This is a genomic window from Rubrivivax soli, from assembly GCF_049810355.1.
Taxonomy (GTDB): Bacteria; Pseudomonadota; Gammaproteobacteria; order Burkholderiales; family Burkholderiaceae_C; genus Rubrivivax.
Window position 1 is genome coordinate 5,450,303 of record NZ_CP187368.1, and the last position, 13,539, is coordinate 5,463,841.

General features: G+C 74.0%; 7 protein-coding genes. 3 read left to right on the forward strand and 4 right to left on the reverse strand.

What is annotated here, in order from left to right:
* The first annotated feature begins 37 nt into the window (after positions 1-37).
* Positions 38-661 (forward strand): DNA-binding response regulator, encoded by a 624-nt coding sequence (locus ACPOLB_RS25155; RefSeq protein ID WP_425258797.1) that lies wholly within the window; start codon positions 38-40, stop codon positions 659-661.
* On the opposite strand, the gene ACPOLB_RS25160 is transcribed toward ACPOLB_RS25155, so the two are convergent.
* Genes ACPOLB_RS25160 through ACPOLB_RS25170 form a run of 3 tightly spaced genes read right to left on the reverse strand, consistent with a single transcriptional unit; the run spans position 649 to position 7,309 of the window.
* Positions 649-3,072 carry an ATP-binding protein gene (locus tag ACPOLB_RS25160; RefSeq protein WP_425258798.1) on the reverse strand — a complete coding sequence of 808 codons (2,424 nt, stop codon included), beginning with the start codon at positions 3,070-3,072 and terminating at the stop codon, positions 649-651. The genes ACPOLB_RS25155 and ACPOLB_RS25160 overlap by 13 nt on opposite strands.
* Positions 3,069-4,472: an ATP-binding protein gene (locus tag ACPOLB_RS25165; protein ID WP_425258799.1), complete on the reverse strand. Its 1,404-nt coding sequence runs from the start codon at positions 4,470-4,472 to the stop codon at positions 3,069-3,071. Before ACPOLB_RS25165 ends, ACPOLB_RS25160 begins: the two co-directional genes overlap by 4 nt.
* Positions 4,472-7,309 (reverse strand): ATP-binding protein, encoded by a 2,838-nt coding sequence (locus tag ACPOLB_RS25170; RefSeq protein ID WP_425258800.1) that lies wholly within the window; start codon positions 7,307-7,309, stop codon positions 4,472-4,474. Before ACPOLB_RS25170 ends, ACPOLB_RS25165 begins: the two co-directional genes overlap by 1 nt.
* A gap of 260 nt (positions 7,310-7,569) precedes the next feature.
* Here ACPOLB_RS25170 and ACPOLB_RS25175 point away from each other — a divergent pair, with 260 nt between their 5' ends.
* Both ACPOLB_RS25175 and ACPOLB_RS25180 read left to right on the forward strand, forming a co-directional pair.
* The gene (locus ACPOLB_RS25175; protein ID WP_425258801.1) at positions 7,570-8,856 is read left to right on the forward strand and encodes an MFS transporter; all 1,287 of its coding nucleotides are present in this window, start codon (positions 7,570-7,572) and stop codon (positions 8,854-8,856) included.
* A 13-nt stretch (positions 8,857-8,869) separates the two neighbouring features.
* The gene (locus ACPOLB_RS25180; protein ID WP_425258802.1) at positions 8,870-11,299 is read left to right on the forward strand and encodes an ATP-binding protein; all 2,430 of its coding nucleotides are present in this window, start codon (positions 8,870-8,872) and stop codon (positions 11,297-11,299) included.
* A 7-nt stretch (positions 11,300-11,306) separates the two neighbouring features.
* On the opposite strand, the gene ACPOLB_RS25185 is transcribed toward ACPOLB_RS25180, so the two are convergent.
* Entirely contained in the window at positions 11,307-13,478 is a 2,172-nt protein-coding gene (locus tag ACPOLB_RS25185) for a TonB-dependent receptor (protein ID WP_425258803.1), read from the reverse strand.
* Positions 13,479-13,539 lie beyond the last annotated feature (61 nt).

The window sequence follows — 13,539 nt, forward strand, 5'->3', positions numbered from 1 at the left end:
CCAAGATGGCGGCATGGCCAACGAACCGGAGTCGAGCATGTCTGCAGCCAGCCCCGTGCGCGTGAGCGTGATCCATGACGAACCACTGACCGCGACCGCCATCGTGTCGGTGCTCGCCGGCCACGGCGGCTTCGAGATCGTCGGCCGCGACGAAGCCTCGGTGCCCTGTGCACAGGTGGTGGTGGCCGACTATGCGACGGGGCTGCGCGTCCTGCAGGCCTCGCGGCAACGGCACGTGGCATGCCGCCCGCGCGTGCTGGTGCTGACGCCGCACGTGAGCGAGTTCGAGATCCGCTGCGCGCTGGAGCAGGGTGTGCGCGGCTACCTCGACCCCGCCTGCCATGCCGACGAGCTCGTCAGGGCCGTGCTGGCGCTGCACCAGGGCCTGAACCATCTCGGCGATCGGGTCGCGGCGCGCCTGGCCGACAGCCTGACCCGCAAGCAGCTCACCATGCGCGAGCTGGAGGTTCTGCGCATGGTGGCCGAGGGCGCCTCGAACAAGCTGGCAGCAAGGCGCCTGGCCATCTCCGTGGGCACCGTGAAGGCGCACCTGAAGAACGTGCTCGACAAGCTGGACGCCGCGACGCGCACCGAGGCGAGCATCATCGCCCGCCAGCGCGGCATCCTGTCGCCGGCGGCGCGCGCGGTCTACAGCAGCTGATCGAGCAGCCGGCGGGCTGCCACCAGGTCCGCGGTGCCGTGCCCTTCGGTGAACCGGGCGTAGACCTGCTCCAGCGCGGCGCCGGCGCGAGCCTGCCGGTCGGATCCGGCGTCCAGGGTCGCCAGACTGGTGGCGGCGCGCAGCTCCCAGGACAGCGCGCCCTGGAACCGGGCGAGGGCGAGTGCGCGTTCGATGCCGGCACGCGCACCGGCCCGCGCGTGTGGCGCCGACCGCAGTTCCTGCTCGGCCGCGGTGCGCAGGATCTCCGGCGCACACCACCCGACCCGACCCAGGAGGACGCGTTCGAGTGCCAGCGGGGTCAGCAGCCCGGCGTCGAGGGTCGCCAGCATGTCGGCCTCCACCGGGTCGACGTGCGGTTGTCCTGCGCGATCCGGCTTCGCCGCCGCGGCCTCCGGCCCCCGTGCGCGCCGGCGCTCCAGCACCCGCTCGAACCGCAGGCCCCACTGCACGCCGTACAGGCGTGCCTGCACGGCTTCGGGCCGCAGCAGGCGCTGCACCATCCGGGCAGCCGCCACATCGTCGCCGCACCACAGCGCGATCGGGCAGGCCGCGATCGAGAGCGCCACGCCCAGGGCCGTGGCGCGGTCCTTCAGCGCACGCTCCACCGCCTCGGCCGCGATCTCGCGCGCCTGGTCGGGGAAGCCGCACAGCCACTGCGTTCGCGCCAGGATCATGCGCATGGCGACCTCGCGATCGATCATGGTGTGCAGCACATGACTGGCCGGCGCATTGACCAGCGGGTGCGCCAGGGCCCTGCGGGCGGCCTGGCTGGCGCCGGCATGGTCGCCCAGGTAGTGGAGCGCGAACGCGGTGCCGCGCAGCGCGAACAGCTCCGTGCCGGCATCGGGGGCCTGCTCGGCCAGTGCCCGGGCCGCGAGCTCCATGTCCCGATAGCGGCCGCTGAAGTGGGCCGCAGTCCACAGGCCCACCCATGCCGAGCTGCGGTCCTCGGCGCTGTCGAGCTGCTCGGCCAGCCGGTGGGCCCGTGCGTAGGCGTGCGATCCTTCCTCGTGCGCATCGCACATGCACAGAAGCTCGCCGAGCGCGGACCACAGCCGGAATTCGGTGCGCGGTGACGCCCAGGCGGACACGGGCTCGAGAGCCAGCACGCTGCGCAGCTTGCCGACCATCTCGCGCGTCAGCGCCAGGCGGCCCGCCAGCGGCAGCGCGGCCAACAGCAGCTCGGCCGCCAGCGCGGGCTCGGCGGCGTCGGCCGTGGCCCAGTCGAAGGCGACGCGCACGTCGTCGATCAGGTGGCCGTGCTCGGCAATCCAGGCGCGCGGCTCTGCGCTCGTGCTCCAGGCCGGCTCGGCATCGTGCAGGCTGCCGATGCAGGCGCGGGCATGGCGCAGCAGCACGGCAGCGCGGTCGCCTGCCGCCGCCAGGTGTTGCTGGGCGAATGCCCGCGTGGTCTCCAGCAGCCGGTACATGGTGTCGTTCGGCCAGCGGTCGACCGCCAGCAGCGACTTCGCGGCGAGGCCCTGCAATGCCTGCAGGGCCCGTGGCTCGGCCAGCGTGCCGCCCACGACGACACGGAGGGCGTCGGCCAGCCGGAAGGGGCCGCGGAACACGGCCAGGCGCTGCAGTGCCCGTTGTTCGTCGGCGGTGAGCAGCGCATGGCTCCAGGCCAGCGTGGCCTGCAGCGTGTGGTGCCGCGTGGCCGCGGGCCTGCCTTCGGATGCCTCCAGCGACAGCATCCGGGCGCCCAGCTGCGCCAGCAGGCCGCGGACGCCGAGCGCCGCCACGTGCGCTGCCGCCAGTTCGATCGCCAGCGGGATGCCGTCGAGCTGCCGGCAGATCTCGCCGATGGCCGCCAGGTCGTCGTCAGTGGGGGCCTCCAGCCCGGCGCGCTGCACGAACAGGGCCACCGCGGCGTAGGCCTTCTGGTCGGCGGCCCCGGCGCGGCGTGCCGGCGGCGGGTAGGGCAGCCCGCCGAGGCGGTGCAGCGCCTCGCCCGCAACGCCGAGCGGCTCCCGGCTGGTGGCCAGGATCCGGGCCTCGCTGGACGCGAGCACGGCGTGGGCCACCGAGGCCGCTGCATCGATCATCGGCTCGCAGTTGTCGAGCAGCACGAGCGGGTGCCGCTCCCGCAGGCCGGTGGCCAGCGCCTGCTGCACCGAGGCCGGGTCCGAGCCCGGGTCGGCAGCGATGCCCAGCGCCGCCACGAGCGCGCTGGGCAGGTGGGCCGGCGACGACAGCCGCGCGAGGTCGACGAATGCGATGCCGTGCGGGAACGAAGCCGCCATGCGCGCCGCCGCCGCCCGCGCCACCGTCGTCTTGCCGATGCCGCCCACGCCCACCAGCGTCACGATCCGGTGCTCCGCGATGCGCCCGGCCACGGCCGCGATCGTGTCGTCGCGGCCGACGATGGCGGGCGCCACCGGAGTCACGCCGCGGTCTCGCTCCGGGCCTCGTGCGTGCCCGCGGCCGGCGGCGGATCGAACAGGTCCGTCTCCCGCGCCTGCGCGAGGCAGGCGCGGGCGTAGGCCCGGGTGGTGGCCAGCATCCGGTACTGGGCATCGCCCGCAGGAGACATCGCCTGCAACCACGAACGCGCCACCAGCTGCACCAGGGCGTCCACCACCTGCTCGCGCTTCAGGGCGGCGGCCCCGCCGCGACACAGCAGGGCGGCGGCCGCGTCGAGCGTGAACGGTCCCGGGAACACCGACAGGCGCCGCAGGACCGTGCGCTCCAGCGGCCCGAGCAAGGCATGGCTCCAGTCCAGCGAGGCCTGCAGGCTGCGGTGGCGGGCACTGGCCGTGCGGCGCCCGCGGGTGAGCATCGGCAGCGGGTCGGCGGCCCTGTGCACGAGGTCGCCCAGCGACATGGCATCGGCGCGCGCCGCCGCGAGTTCGATGGCCAGCGGCAGGCCGTCGAGGCGCTGGCACAGCTGCGCCAGAAGCGCATGGGTGGCCGGCCCGAAGTCCAGCGTGTCGTCCAGCGCGCTGGCGCGCTCGATGAACAGCTGCACCGCGGCCGATGCGAGCACCCCCGCCGTGCCGTCGGCGGGCAGCCCGAGCCCGGGCACCCGCTGCAGGTGCTCGCCGGGCACGCCCAGCGGCTCGCGGCTCGTTGCCATCACGTGCAGCCCCGGCATCCGCGCGAGCAGCGCGTGCGCCTGCTCGGCCGCCGCTTCGATCACGTGCTCGCAGGTCTCGACCAGCAGCAGGCCCGGCGCGCGTCCGAGCGGCTGCACCGCCTGCCCGAGCAGCTGGGCGACGGCCGCGCCGTCACGGCAGTCGGCGAGGTCGGCGACAGCGATGCCGCCGGGAAAGCGGCTGCGACAGCGTTCGGCGGTCGCGCGTGCCACCGTCGTCTTGCCGACGCCGCCCGGTCCGACCAGGCTGATCAACGGCGTCGCGGGCAGCCGCTGCACGAGCTCTGCGACGAGGGCTTCGCGCCCGATCGTCCGCACCAGCGCCGGCGCCATGGCCGGCGCGGGCGCGCTGGCGGGCGGTGCCGGAGCGGCGGCCGGTGCGGCCAACGAGGCGACGAAGCAGTAGCCACGCCCCGACACGGTGGCGATGTGCTGCACGCCGGTGTCGCCGTCGCCGAGCACGCGCCGCAGAGCCGACATCTGCACCCGCAGGCTGGTCTCCTCGACCACGCTGTGCGGCCAGGCCCGTGCGACCAGGGTCGCATGGTCCACGACCTCGCCCGGGCGCTCGAGCAGGGCGTCCAGCAAGTCCAGCGCGCGGCTGCCGACGCGCAGCTCGGTGCCGTCACGCAGCAGGCGACGGCCTGCGGCGTCGAACGTGAACGGACCGAAACGGATCTGCGGGTGCTCCATCAGGACGGCTCGGGGCTGATGGCGGCAGTGTGCACCGCCTGCCGCACCGGGGCCAGGGGGGCGGCACCGTGGCCGAGCAGCGAACGCGCCTCCGCCACGTCGGCGGTGTCCGGGCCCTGCACGGCGCGCTGCAGGCAGATGGCGAGCCGCTCGCGCAAGGGCTCGGGGGGCGCGTCGGGCGGCGCGTGACGCAACAGGCTGCACGCAGCGCGCAGTTCCCAGGCCAGCGCACCCTGTCGCCGGGCCAGCTGCCAGGCGGCCTGCAGGTCCCGCCGGGCTTGCGGGGCCTGCTCGCCCTGGCGCAGGCGACGGACCGCATCGGCGCGCAGCACCTCGGCGGAGCACCAGCCGATGCGCCCTTCGCGCGCGCGCTGCAGCGTGGCCTCGGTGAGGAACTCGGGACCGAAGGTGGCGAACAGGTCGGCGGCCAGCGCGTGCGGCGGCAACACCGGGGCGAGAGGTTCCTCAGCGCCCCGTCCCGCGCGCCTGGCCAGGATGGCGCGATAGCCTTCGATCATCGGCTGCCAATAGGCCTGCCGGTGGCGGTGCGCGTGGTCGGCCAGGCGGTCCAGCCGCTCGCCCGCCAGTCGATCGTCGCCCTGCCACAGCGCGATGGGGATGGCCGCCTGGCCGAGCAGGTTGCTCAGCGTCAGCGGCATCATCTCGTCGACCAGCGCGAACATCTGCTCGAGCAGGCGGGTGGCGTCGTCGTTGCGTCCCATGATCCAGTAGGCCCGGGTCAGGAAGTGCCCGACCAGCACATCGCGCGGCGTGTGGCCGATGTACTGCGGATGAAGGCGTCCGCGCGGGTAGGCCTGCACGCGCAGGAACAGCTGGCAGGCCTGGCGCAGGCGGCCGGCGTAGAAGCCGGCGATGGCGCGCAGGCGCTCCCCCAGCAGTGCCCAGGCGGGGTGCTGGCGATCGTCGCCCAGCACCTCGCGCAGTTCGGCCGCCACTTGCGTGAGCTTGTCGTGGTCGCCGTGGCTCCAGGCGTTGGAGGCCACGGCGTAGAGCGCGTCGACCTGCTGCTCCTGCGTGGCGGCACGGGGCCGCAGCGCGGTGATGCGCTGTTCGAGCCGCGACCGCTCGTCGGGCGTGAGACCGGCGATGATGCCGATGAACATGACCGAGACGCACAGCGGCAGCTCCAGCGCCGGGTCGGCCTGGTCCATCTCGTCCAGCGCCTGCAGCGCACGCCGCATGCGGGGCATGAACTCGGCGTACAGGCCGAAGTGCATGACCGTGCGCCGCGCCGCCGCCAGCAGCGCGATGCCGCTGGGCCGGTGGCCGCCAGGCCCGAAGGACCGGTCGCAGGCGGCCCGCAGGTCGTCGAGCAGGCCCGCATGGCGGCGGTGCCAGACCGGAAGTTCCTGCTCCATCAGCGCGCACAACTCGTCGCCGGCCTGCTGCAGCTTGAGCGTCAGCAGCTCGGCTTGGCGCCGCGCCCAGGTCGGGAACTCGCCCGCGGCTTCGAGCTGGTCCTGCGCGTAGGCACGGGTCACGTAGAGCAGGCGCAGCCCGGAGCTGCCAGGCTCGGCGCTGGCCACCAGAGAGCGCTCGATCAGCCGCTGCAGGCAGCGCTTCGCGGCTGCGGCATCGAGACCCGGGCCGGTCGCCGTGGCGACGGCGTCCTCGGCCTGGAACGTGCCCCGGAAGACGGACAGCCGGCGCAGCAGCGCCTGCTCGTCGGGCGCGAGCAGCATGTAGCTCCAGTCCATCAGCGACTGCAGCGTCCGGTGGCGCGTCGGGCCGGCTCGCCGCCCCCAGGTGGCCAGCTGCAGCACGCCGTCCAGTTGCTCGGCCAGGCCGTTCAGGCCCAGCGCGCCGACCCGCGCCGCGGCCAGCTCCACGGCCAGCGGCAGGCCGTCGAGCTGGCGGCAGATCTGCTGCACCTTCCTTGCGCTGCCGGCCGTGAGCTCGAAGCCGGAGTCCATGGCGCGGGCACGCTCGGCAAAGAGCGCGATCGCGGCCGGCGGCCGCGCGACGTCGACCTCCTCGTCGCCGGTGGCCAGCGGGGCGAGGTGGACCGGATGTTCGCCGTGCACGGCCAGCGGCATGCGGCTGGTCACGAGCAGGTGCACGCGGGGTGCGGCCTCGAGCACCATCGCGGCGAAGTCGCGAACGGCCGCGCCGAGGTGCTCGCAGTTGTCCAGCAGCAGCAGCTGGCGCTGCTGCAGCCGTGCCAGCACCATGGGCCAGGGCGCATCGCCCGGCGCCAGCACGCCGAGCGCCACGGCCACGCTGGTCATCAGCGTCTCGGGCTTCTCCACCGGAGACAGGTCCACGAAGCGCACGCCCTCCGCGAAGGCCGGCAGCAGCGATCGCGCGACGGCCAGCGCGACCGTCGTCTTGCCGATGCCGCCGGCGCCGACCAGCGACACCAGCCGCCGCGTGACCAGCAGGCCCGCGACCTCGTCGACCTCGTGCCCGCGCCCGATCACCGCCTCCAGGCGCGGGGGCAGGTTGTGCGGCGTCTCCCGGTGCGCGGCGCCCGTCTCCGCGACTGCCCGCCGGACGGTGCCGATGAAGCCGTAGCCGCGGCCAGGCACCGTGGAGATGAAGCGTGGTGCGCCCTGGGCATCGTCGAGCGCGCGTCGCAGCGCGGCCACCTGCACCCGCAGGCTCGAGTCCTCGACGACGGTGCGCGGCCAGACCCGACGGACCAGCGTCTCGCGGTCCAGGATCCGGCCCGGGTGGTCGAGCAGGGTCTGCAGCAGATCCATCGCGCGCGCGCCCAGCGCCACCGGTGCCCCGTCGCGCAGCAGGCGCCGCCGCTGCGGCTCGAACACGAAGGGGCCGAACTCGTAGCGCGTGGCGGGGGCACCCGGTTCGGACATACAACGACCTTCAGTGCGAGTTCGCGCCGGCGCCTGCGCACCGGACCGGACCGGGCCCCTGCAAGCGACGCGCAGGCGCCTCCAGGCACCTTGGCGGGCAGTGTAGGGGAGGGGCCTGCCACGCGGCCCGTAAAACGAAGTGAAAACCTGTTCAGCGCCACCCGGCCGCGCACCGCGTGCCGGTGCCATCCCCTATCGTCGCCCCGATGCGGGCACCCAGGGCGGCGTGAATGGCGGCGACACAGGACATCGGATTTCGCATGGACCGGCTCCCGGTCACGGCGCTGCACGTGCTGGCGGTGGCCCTGTGCACCTTCGGATTCATGTTCGACCTGATCGAGATCGGGCTCGGCAACGTGCTGGTGGCGGTGTTCTCCACGCCCGAGAAGGCGCTGGCGCCGGGTCAGCTGTCGATGCTGCTGTCCTCGGTGTACGTGGGCGCGATCGTCGGCGCGCCGGTGCTGGGCGCGCTGGCCGACCGCATCGGTCGCCGCGTCACGCTGGCCGGGGCATTGCTGCTGCTGTCCGCCGCGTCGTTGTGGGCCGCGCTCGGCGACGGCATCGTCTCGCTCACGGCGGCGCGCGCGGTGTCGGGCCTGGCGCTGGGTGCGTTCCCGCCGCTGATGTTCTCGTACCTCACCGACCTGCTGCCCCCGCGCCGCCGCGGGCTGCTGATCCTGGTGGTGACGGGCATCGCCTCGCTGGGCTTGCCGGCCTCGCTGTTCCTGGTGCGCGCGCTCACGCCGCTGGACCTGCCGCTGGAACCCTGGCGCATCGCCTTCATCGTCGGCACCGCGGGTTCGGCGCTGGCCGCAGCGCTGTTCGTGCTGTTGCCGGAGTCGCCGCGCTGGCTGGCCGCACGCGGCCGCGCCGACGACGCGGAGCGCGCCTGCGCGCGCTTCGAGGCGTCGCGCCCGGTGTGGCAGGAGACGGCCGGCGGCAGCGTCGCCGCGGCGTCCGCGGCTGCCGCGCAGGACCTGCCCCGCCCGCCGAACTGGTTCCAGGTGGGCGGCCTCTTCCTGCTCAGTGCCTGGGCCACCGTCGCCTTCCCGCTGATGACGGGCGCGGTGCTCACGGCCAAGGGCTTCGACCTGAAGGACACGCTGCTGTACGTGGGGCTCTCCACGCTGGGCCCGACAGTGGGCACCTTCCTGGCGTCGTTCTGGATCGACCGCATCGAGCGCCGCCGGGCGCTGGCGCTGTGCGCGCTGGTGCTGCTGCTGTCGGGCGGCCTGTTCGTGGCGACGGGTTCGGCAGCCTGGCTGATCGCCTCGAGCTTCGCGTTCGCGCTCTTCAGCGTCATCTACACCGCCGCGCTCAACATCTACGCCGCCGAACTCTTCCCCACCGGCCGCCGCGCCCGCTCGGTGGCCACGGCCTGGGCCTTCAACCGTGTCGGCGCCGCGGTGGCGCCGCTGGCGCTGCTGCCCTTGCTGCGCGCCGAAGGCCCGCTGGCGATGTACGGGCTCGTCGTGGCGTGCCTGCTTGCGAGCATGGCGCTGCTGGCGTTCTCGCCGCCGGGCCAGGAGCGCCGGTCGGTGGCCTGAGCAGGGCTTGACGTTGCATCCGCACCCGCACCTTCGGAACCTGCCCGAGCCGCCGGCGGCGGTCTTCGGGCTGGAGACAGCGCTGGAGAGGCTGGACGCACGGCTGGCCGGACATCGGCTCGTGACCCTCGTCGGCGCCGGGGGCCTGGGCAAGACGACGTTGGCCATGGCCTATGCCGCCTTCAGCCGGCCGCGCTTTCCCGGAGGGGTCGGCTGGGTGGACCTGGCCGCGCAGGAAGGCGCTCGCGGCCTGCTCCGCGCCCTGGCCGAAACCCTGGGCCAGCCGCCCAGCGTGGCGTCGCTGCCCGAGCTCGCGGCGCGCCTGGACGGGCGCCCCCCGACGCTGGTCGTGCTGGACTGCTGCGAGCCGATGCTGGCCGCCGCCGCCACGGCCGCCGAGGTGCTGCTCGCACGGCTGCCGCAGCTGCAGGTGCTGGCGACCAGCCGCGAGCCGCTGGCCGCCGCCGGCGAACAGGTGCAGGCCGTGGGCACGATGGCGCTGCCGCCACGCGTGTGGTCGCCGGCTGTCGGCGAGGCCATGGCCTACCCGGCCGTGCGCCTGTTCATCGACCGTGCCGTTGCGGCGCGGTCCGGGCGCGCGCTCGCGGCCGGCGAGCTGCCGCTGGCCCTGGACATCTGCCGGCAGCTCGAAGGCATCCCCCTGGCCATCGAGCTGGCCGCCTCGGCCGCGGGCCGGTTCTCGATGCAGGAACTGGCACGGCGCCTGCGGCAGGACGGCCGCCTGGCGCTGTCCGCACCCGAAGGACGGCACCAGCCGCGGCACCGCACGCTCGAGGCCATGCTCGACTGGAGCCATGCGCTGCTGCGCGAGGACGAGCGGTTGGCGCTGGGCAGCCTGTCGGTGTTCAGGGGCAGCTTCACGCTCGAGGCCGGCGCGGCGCTCATCGGCGACGACGACCCGGAGCAGTCCGAGACCACGCTGCTGGACCTGGTGGCCAAGTCGCTCGTCGCCACCACCCGCACCGACCGCGGCCTGCGCTACCGCCTGCTGGACCTGACCCGCGAGTATGCGCAGGCCCGCCTGCGCGGCCCGCTGCGGCAGCAGGCCCTGCGCCGCCACCTGGCCCTGATGCTGGCCACGGCGGCAGCGCTGGAGCGGCAATGGGAGACGCTGGACCGGCGCGACTGGGCGCTGGCCTGCCGCGACTGGCTGGCCGACATCCGTGCCGCGATCGACAACGCGCTCGCCTGCGGCGCGTCTGCCGCCGCGCGCCAGGGCATCGAGCTCACGATCCACGCCTACGCCATTGCCGACCATGCCGGCATCGCGTTCGAGTTCGAGGGGCGCGCCCGCGAGGCGCTGCGTGTCCTGCGCACGGCCTGCCCCGAGGATGCGCTGCTCGAGGCGCGGCTGGTCTGTGCCTTCCCGCGCATCGTGCACTGGGACGACGCGGTGAAGACCGGCGGCGACCTGGTGCCGCTGCTGCGGGCCCTGGGGCAGGTCAGCCGGCTGGGGCGGCCGGATCTCGTGGTGAAGCCCCTGATCGGTCTCTGGGTCGAGGCGCTGCAGGCCAGCGCCTACGCCGATGCCGTGGGCTGGTCGCGCCAGCTGCGGGACTGGGGCAGCCACGACGAGGCGCCCGTCGCGCTGCTCGGCAGCCGGCTGGCGGCGCTGGCGCAGCACTTCAACGGCGAGCACCTGGCTGCGCGGCGCACCGCGGCGTTCGTGCGCGAGCGCGGCGCGCACAAGCTGCCCTTCGCCTTTGCGCCGACGGCGATGGACGGCGCGGTCAGCGCACGCATCGTGCTTGCGCGCGAGGCCTGGATCGGCGGTGATCCGGCGCAGGCCGCGGAGATCGCGGCCGAGGCCGTGCAGCTGGCCGGCCCCGAGAACCCGTTCGCCGAATGCCAGGCGATGGGCATGGCCTCGATCCCGGTGGCGCTGTGGTCCGGCGACACCGACGTGGCGCGCGCACTCGTCGTGCGCATGACGGCCCTGGCGACGGCCCATGGGCTGGCCTACTACCGCGCGTGGGCGGGCACGTTCCGCGATCTGCTCGACCTGTGGCTGGCGCGCGGCGAACCCGACCTCGGCCGCGACCACGAGCCCTTGCCCGCGCCCGTGGTGCCCCTGCCCCTGCTGGCGGACCACCTGCGGAGCTTCGACGCGCGCCTGGTCACGCGCGACGATGCCGCCCGCGTGGCAGCCGGCACCGGTGGCTGGGTGGCGGCGGAGCTGTCGCGCGGCCTGGCGCTCGCGACCGCCCAGCGGCGGCGGCGCCGGCCGCTGTTGCGGCTGGCGCTTGCGCAGGCCCGCGCGCAACAGGCCAGGGCCTGGGAGTTGCGCGTCGCCACCAGCCTGGCGCGCATCGAAGGCCCGCAGCCGGGCCGTGCCTTGCTGGAGCCGGTGCTGGGCCGTTTCCCGCCCGGGGCCCGCACGCGTGACCTGCGCCAGGCGCGGGCGCTGCTCGAGGCGATGTGACGCGGCCTCACCAGTCGTGCCGCAGCGTGAAGAGGACCGTGCGCGGCGCGTTGTAGTAGGTCGAGTCGACGCCCAGCGCCGGCGTCACCAGCGGCAGCAGGGCGTAGGCGCGGTCCTGCAGGTTGCGCACGCGCAGCGACCAGGACCAGCGCGCACCGGCCGCGAGGTGGTGCACGCCCAGGTGCACGTAGTCCTGCCGTGGCAGGCTCGTGGCCGCCGCGTTGGTGACGTCGGAGAACTGCGCGGCGATGTACTGCACGCTCAGGTCGGCGCTGAGTGTCGCCCCGCTGGTGAGCGCCTGGCGCCACACCAGGGTGGCACCCAGGCTCAGCTTGGGTGCGAAAGGCAGCTCGTTGCCGACGTAGTCGGTCTGCGCCGAGCCCGTCGGGTTGGCGAACTCCGTGAAGCGCGAGCGCAGCCACTCGACCGACAGCGCGGCCTCGAACTCGCGCGAGAGGCGGGCGTTGGCTTCCAGGTCCACGCCGTAGGTGCGGGCCCTGCCGGCGTTGATGAGCACGGCGTCGGTGACGCGCACGCCGTTGACGACGGTGTTGGTGAGGCTGGCCAGGTAGTCGCGGTAGTCGTTGTAGAAGACCGCGACGTTGGCGTTGACCTGCCCGCCCGCGAGGCGGCTCTTGCTGCCCGCTTCGTAGGTCGTCACCTTCTCCGGCCGGGCCGCCTGCTGGGCGGAGAGCAGCGAGTTCGCCGCCCGGTTGAAGCCGGCGAACTTGGCGCCCTGCGAGATCGACGCGTACAGGAAGTGGTCGTCGCTCCAGCGGTGGTCCAGCCCCAGCCGCGGCAGCCAGCCGGCCTTGCTGGTGCGCAGGCCATCGGCGTCGTACACCGTCGCCGTGCGCTGCTGGACCTCGTCGGTCGTCCAGAACTGGTTGTGTGCCTTCTGCCGGGTGCTGTACAGCCGCAGCCCCAGCGTGGCGGAGGTGGCGGCTGTCAGGGCCTGGCGGCCCTGGGCGTAGATGCCGAAGTCGCTGGTCTGCTGGTGGGTCTGCGCCTCGGTGTACGAGGGAGCCGGTGCCGCCAGCGGGAACGTCGTCGTGTTGCGGTGGAAGTCGAAGCGGTCGCCGACGGCCATGATGCCGGACGTCATGCTGAGCCCGGCGTCGCGGTACTGCCACTGCAGTTCCTGCGACAACGAGGTCTGCTTCACCTGCTGCGCGAACCAGAAGCGCTGGACTTCCAGCCCGCCCCAGTCGCTGTCGACGGGGTCGTCGTGGAAACCGCGCAGCGAGGTGATGGACCGCAGCGTCACGCGCGGGCTCCAGCGGTGCTTCACCCGCAGCGCGATGCCGCCTGCGCGGCGCTCGAAGTGTCCGGTGTCGAGCGTGGTGTAGGTCACCCGCGGTCGGCTGTCGGGATGGTTGCGCGGGTAGTTGGTGGCGTTGATGTCGGAGCGGTCGATCAGGCCGTCGATGGCCAGCACGATGTCGGTGTCGTCGCTGGCCCGGCGCAGCTTCACGCGCGCCTGCGACACGTCGAGCTGGTTGACCTGCTTGTCGAGGCTGGCGTTGTAGCCGAAGCCGTTGTTGTGGCGGGTGGAGAACGCGACGCTCGCCATCAGGCCGCCGCCCACGGCGCCGGTGGCGTAGGCGCGCGCCTCGACCGCGCGGTGGGTGCCCAGCGTGCCCGAGAGCCACGCCACCGAGGTGGCCTGCGGGTCGAGCGACTGGATCTTGGCTGCGCCGCCGGTCGAGTTCTGGCCGTACAAGGTGCCCTGCGGGCCGCGCAGGATCTCGAAGCGCACCACGTCGGGCAGGTCCCACAAGGCCGTGGCGTAGCCGCGGATCAGCGGGGCATCGTCGATGTAGATGCCCACGGCCTGCGACATGGCCGGTATCGACACCCCGACGCCGCGGATGCCGATGGCCTGCGGCATGTTGCTGAAGCCGTTGGGCACGGACACGCCGGCCACCAGGCCCACGAGGTCGCTCAGCTGCACGACGGCGCGGCGTTCGATGGTGTCGGCGTCGACCACGCCCACCGACACCGGCGTCGTCTGCAGGGGCGCTTCCAGGCGCTCGGCGGTGACGACGATCTCCTGCAGCGGCGGTGTCTCCTGGGCCTCCGCGCCGGCCGCCAGCAGGGCCGCCCCGAACAGCCCCGCCGGCCAGGGCGACCGAAGCCGCGCGCAGCGGGCAGGATCGGCAGGCAGGGTCTTGTGCATGGATGCAGTGGGTTGTCCGGTGGCGGTGGATGCTAGGGGCGCGGCCGCGGCGGTGGCGGGG

Coding starts and splice junctions, on each gene's coding strand:
- ACPOLB_RS25165 (WP_425258799.1), bottom strand. CDS start 4,472: ATGGAGCACCCGCAGATCCGTTTCGGTCCGTTCACGTTCGACGCCGCA.
- ACPOLB_RS25185 (WP_425258803.1), bottom strand. CDS start 13,478: ATGCACAAGACCCTGCCTGCCGATCCTGCCCGCTGCGCGCGGCTTCGG.
- ACPOLB_RS25155 (WP_425258797.1), top strand. CDS start 38: ATGTCTGCAGCCAGCCCCGTGCGCGTGAGCGTGATCCATGACGAACCA.
- ACPOLB_RS25175 (WP_425258801.1), top strand. CDS start 7,570: ATGGACCGGCTCCCGGTCACGGCGCTGCACGTGCTGGCGGTGGCCCTG.
- ACPOLB_RS25170 (WP_425258800.1), bottom strand. CDS start 7,309: ATGTCCGAACCGGGTGCCCCCGCCACGCGCTACGAGTTCGGCCCCTTC.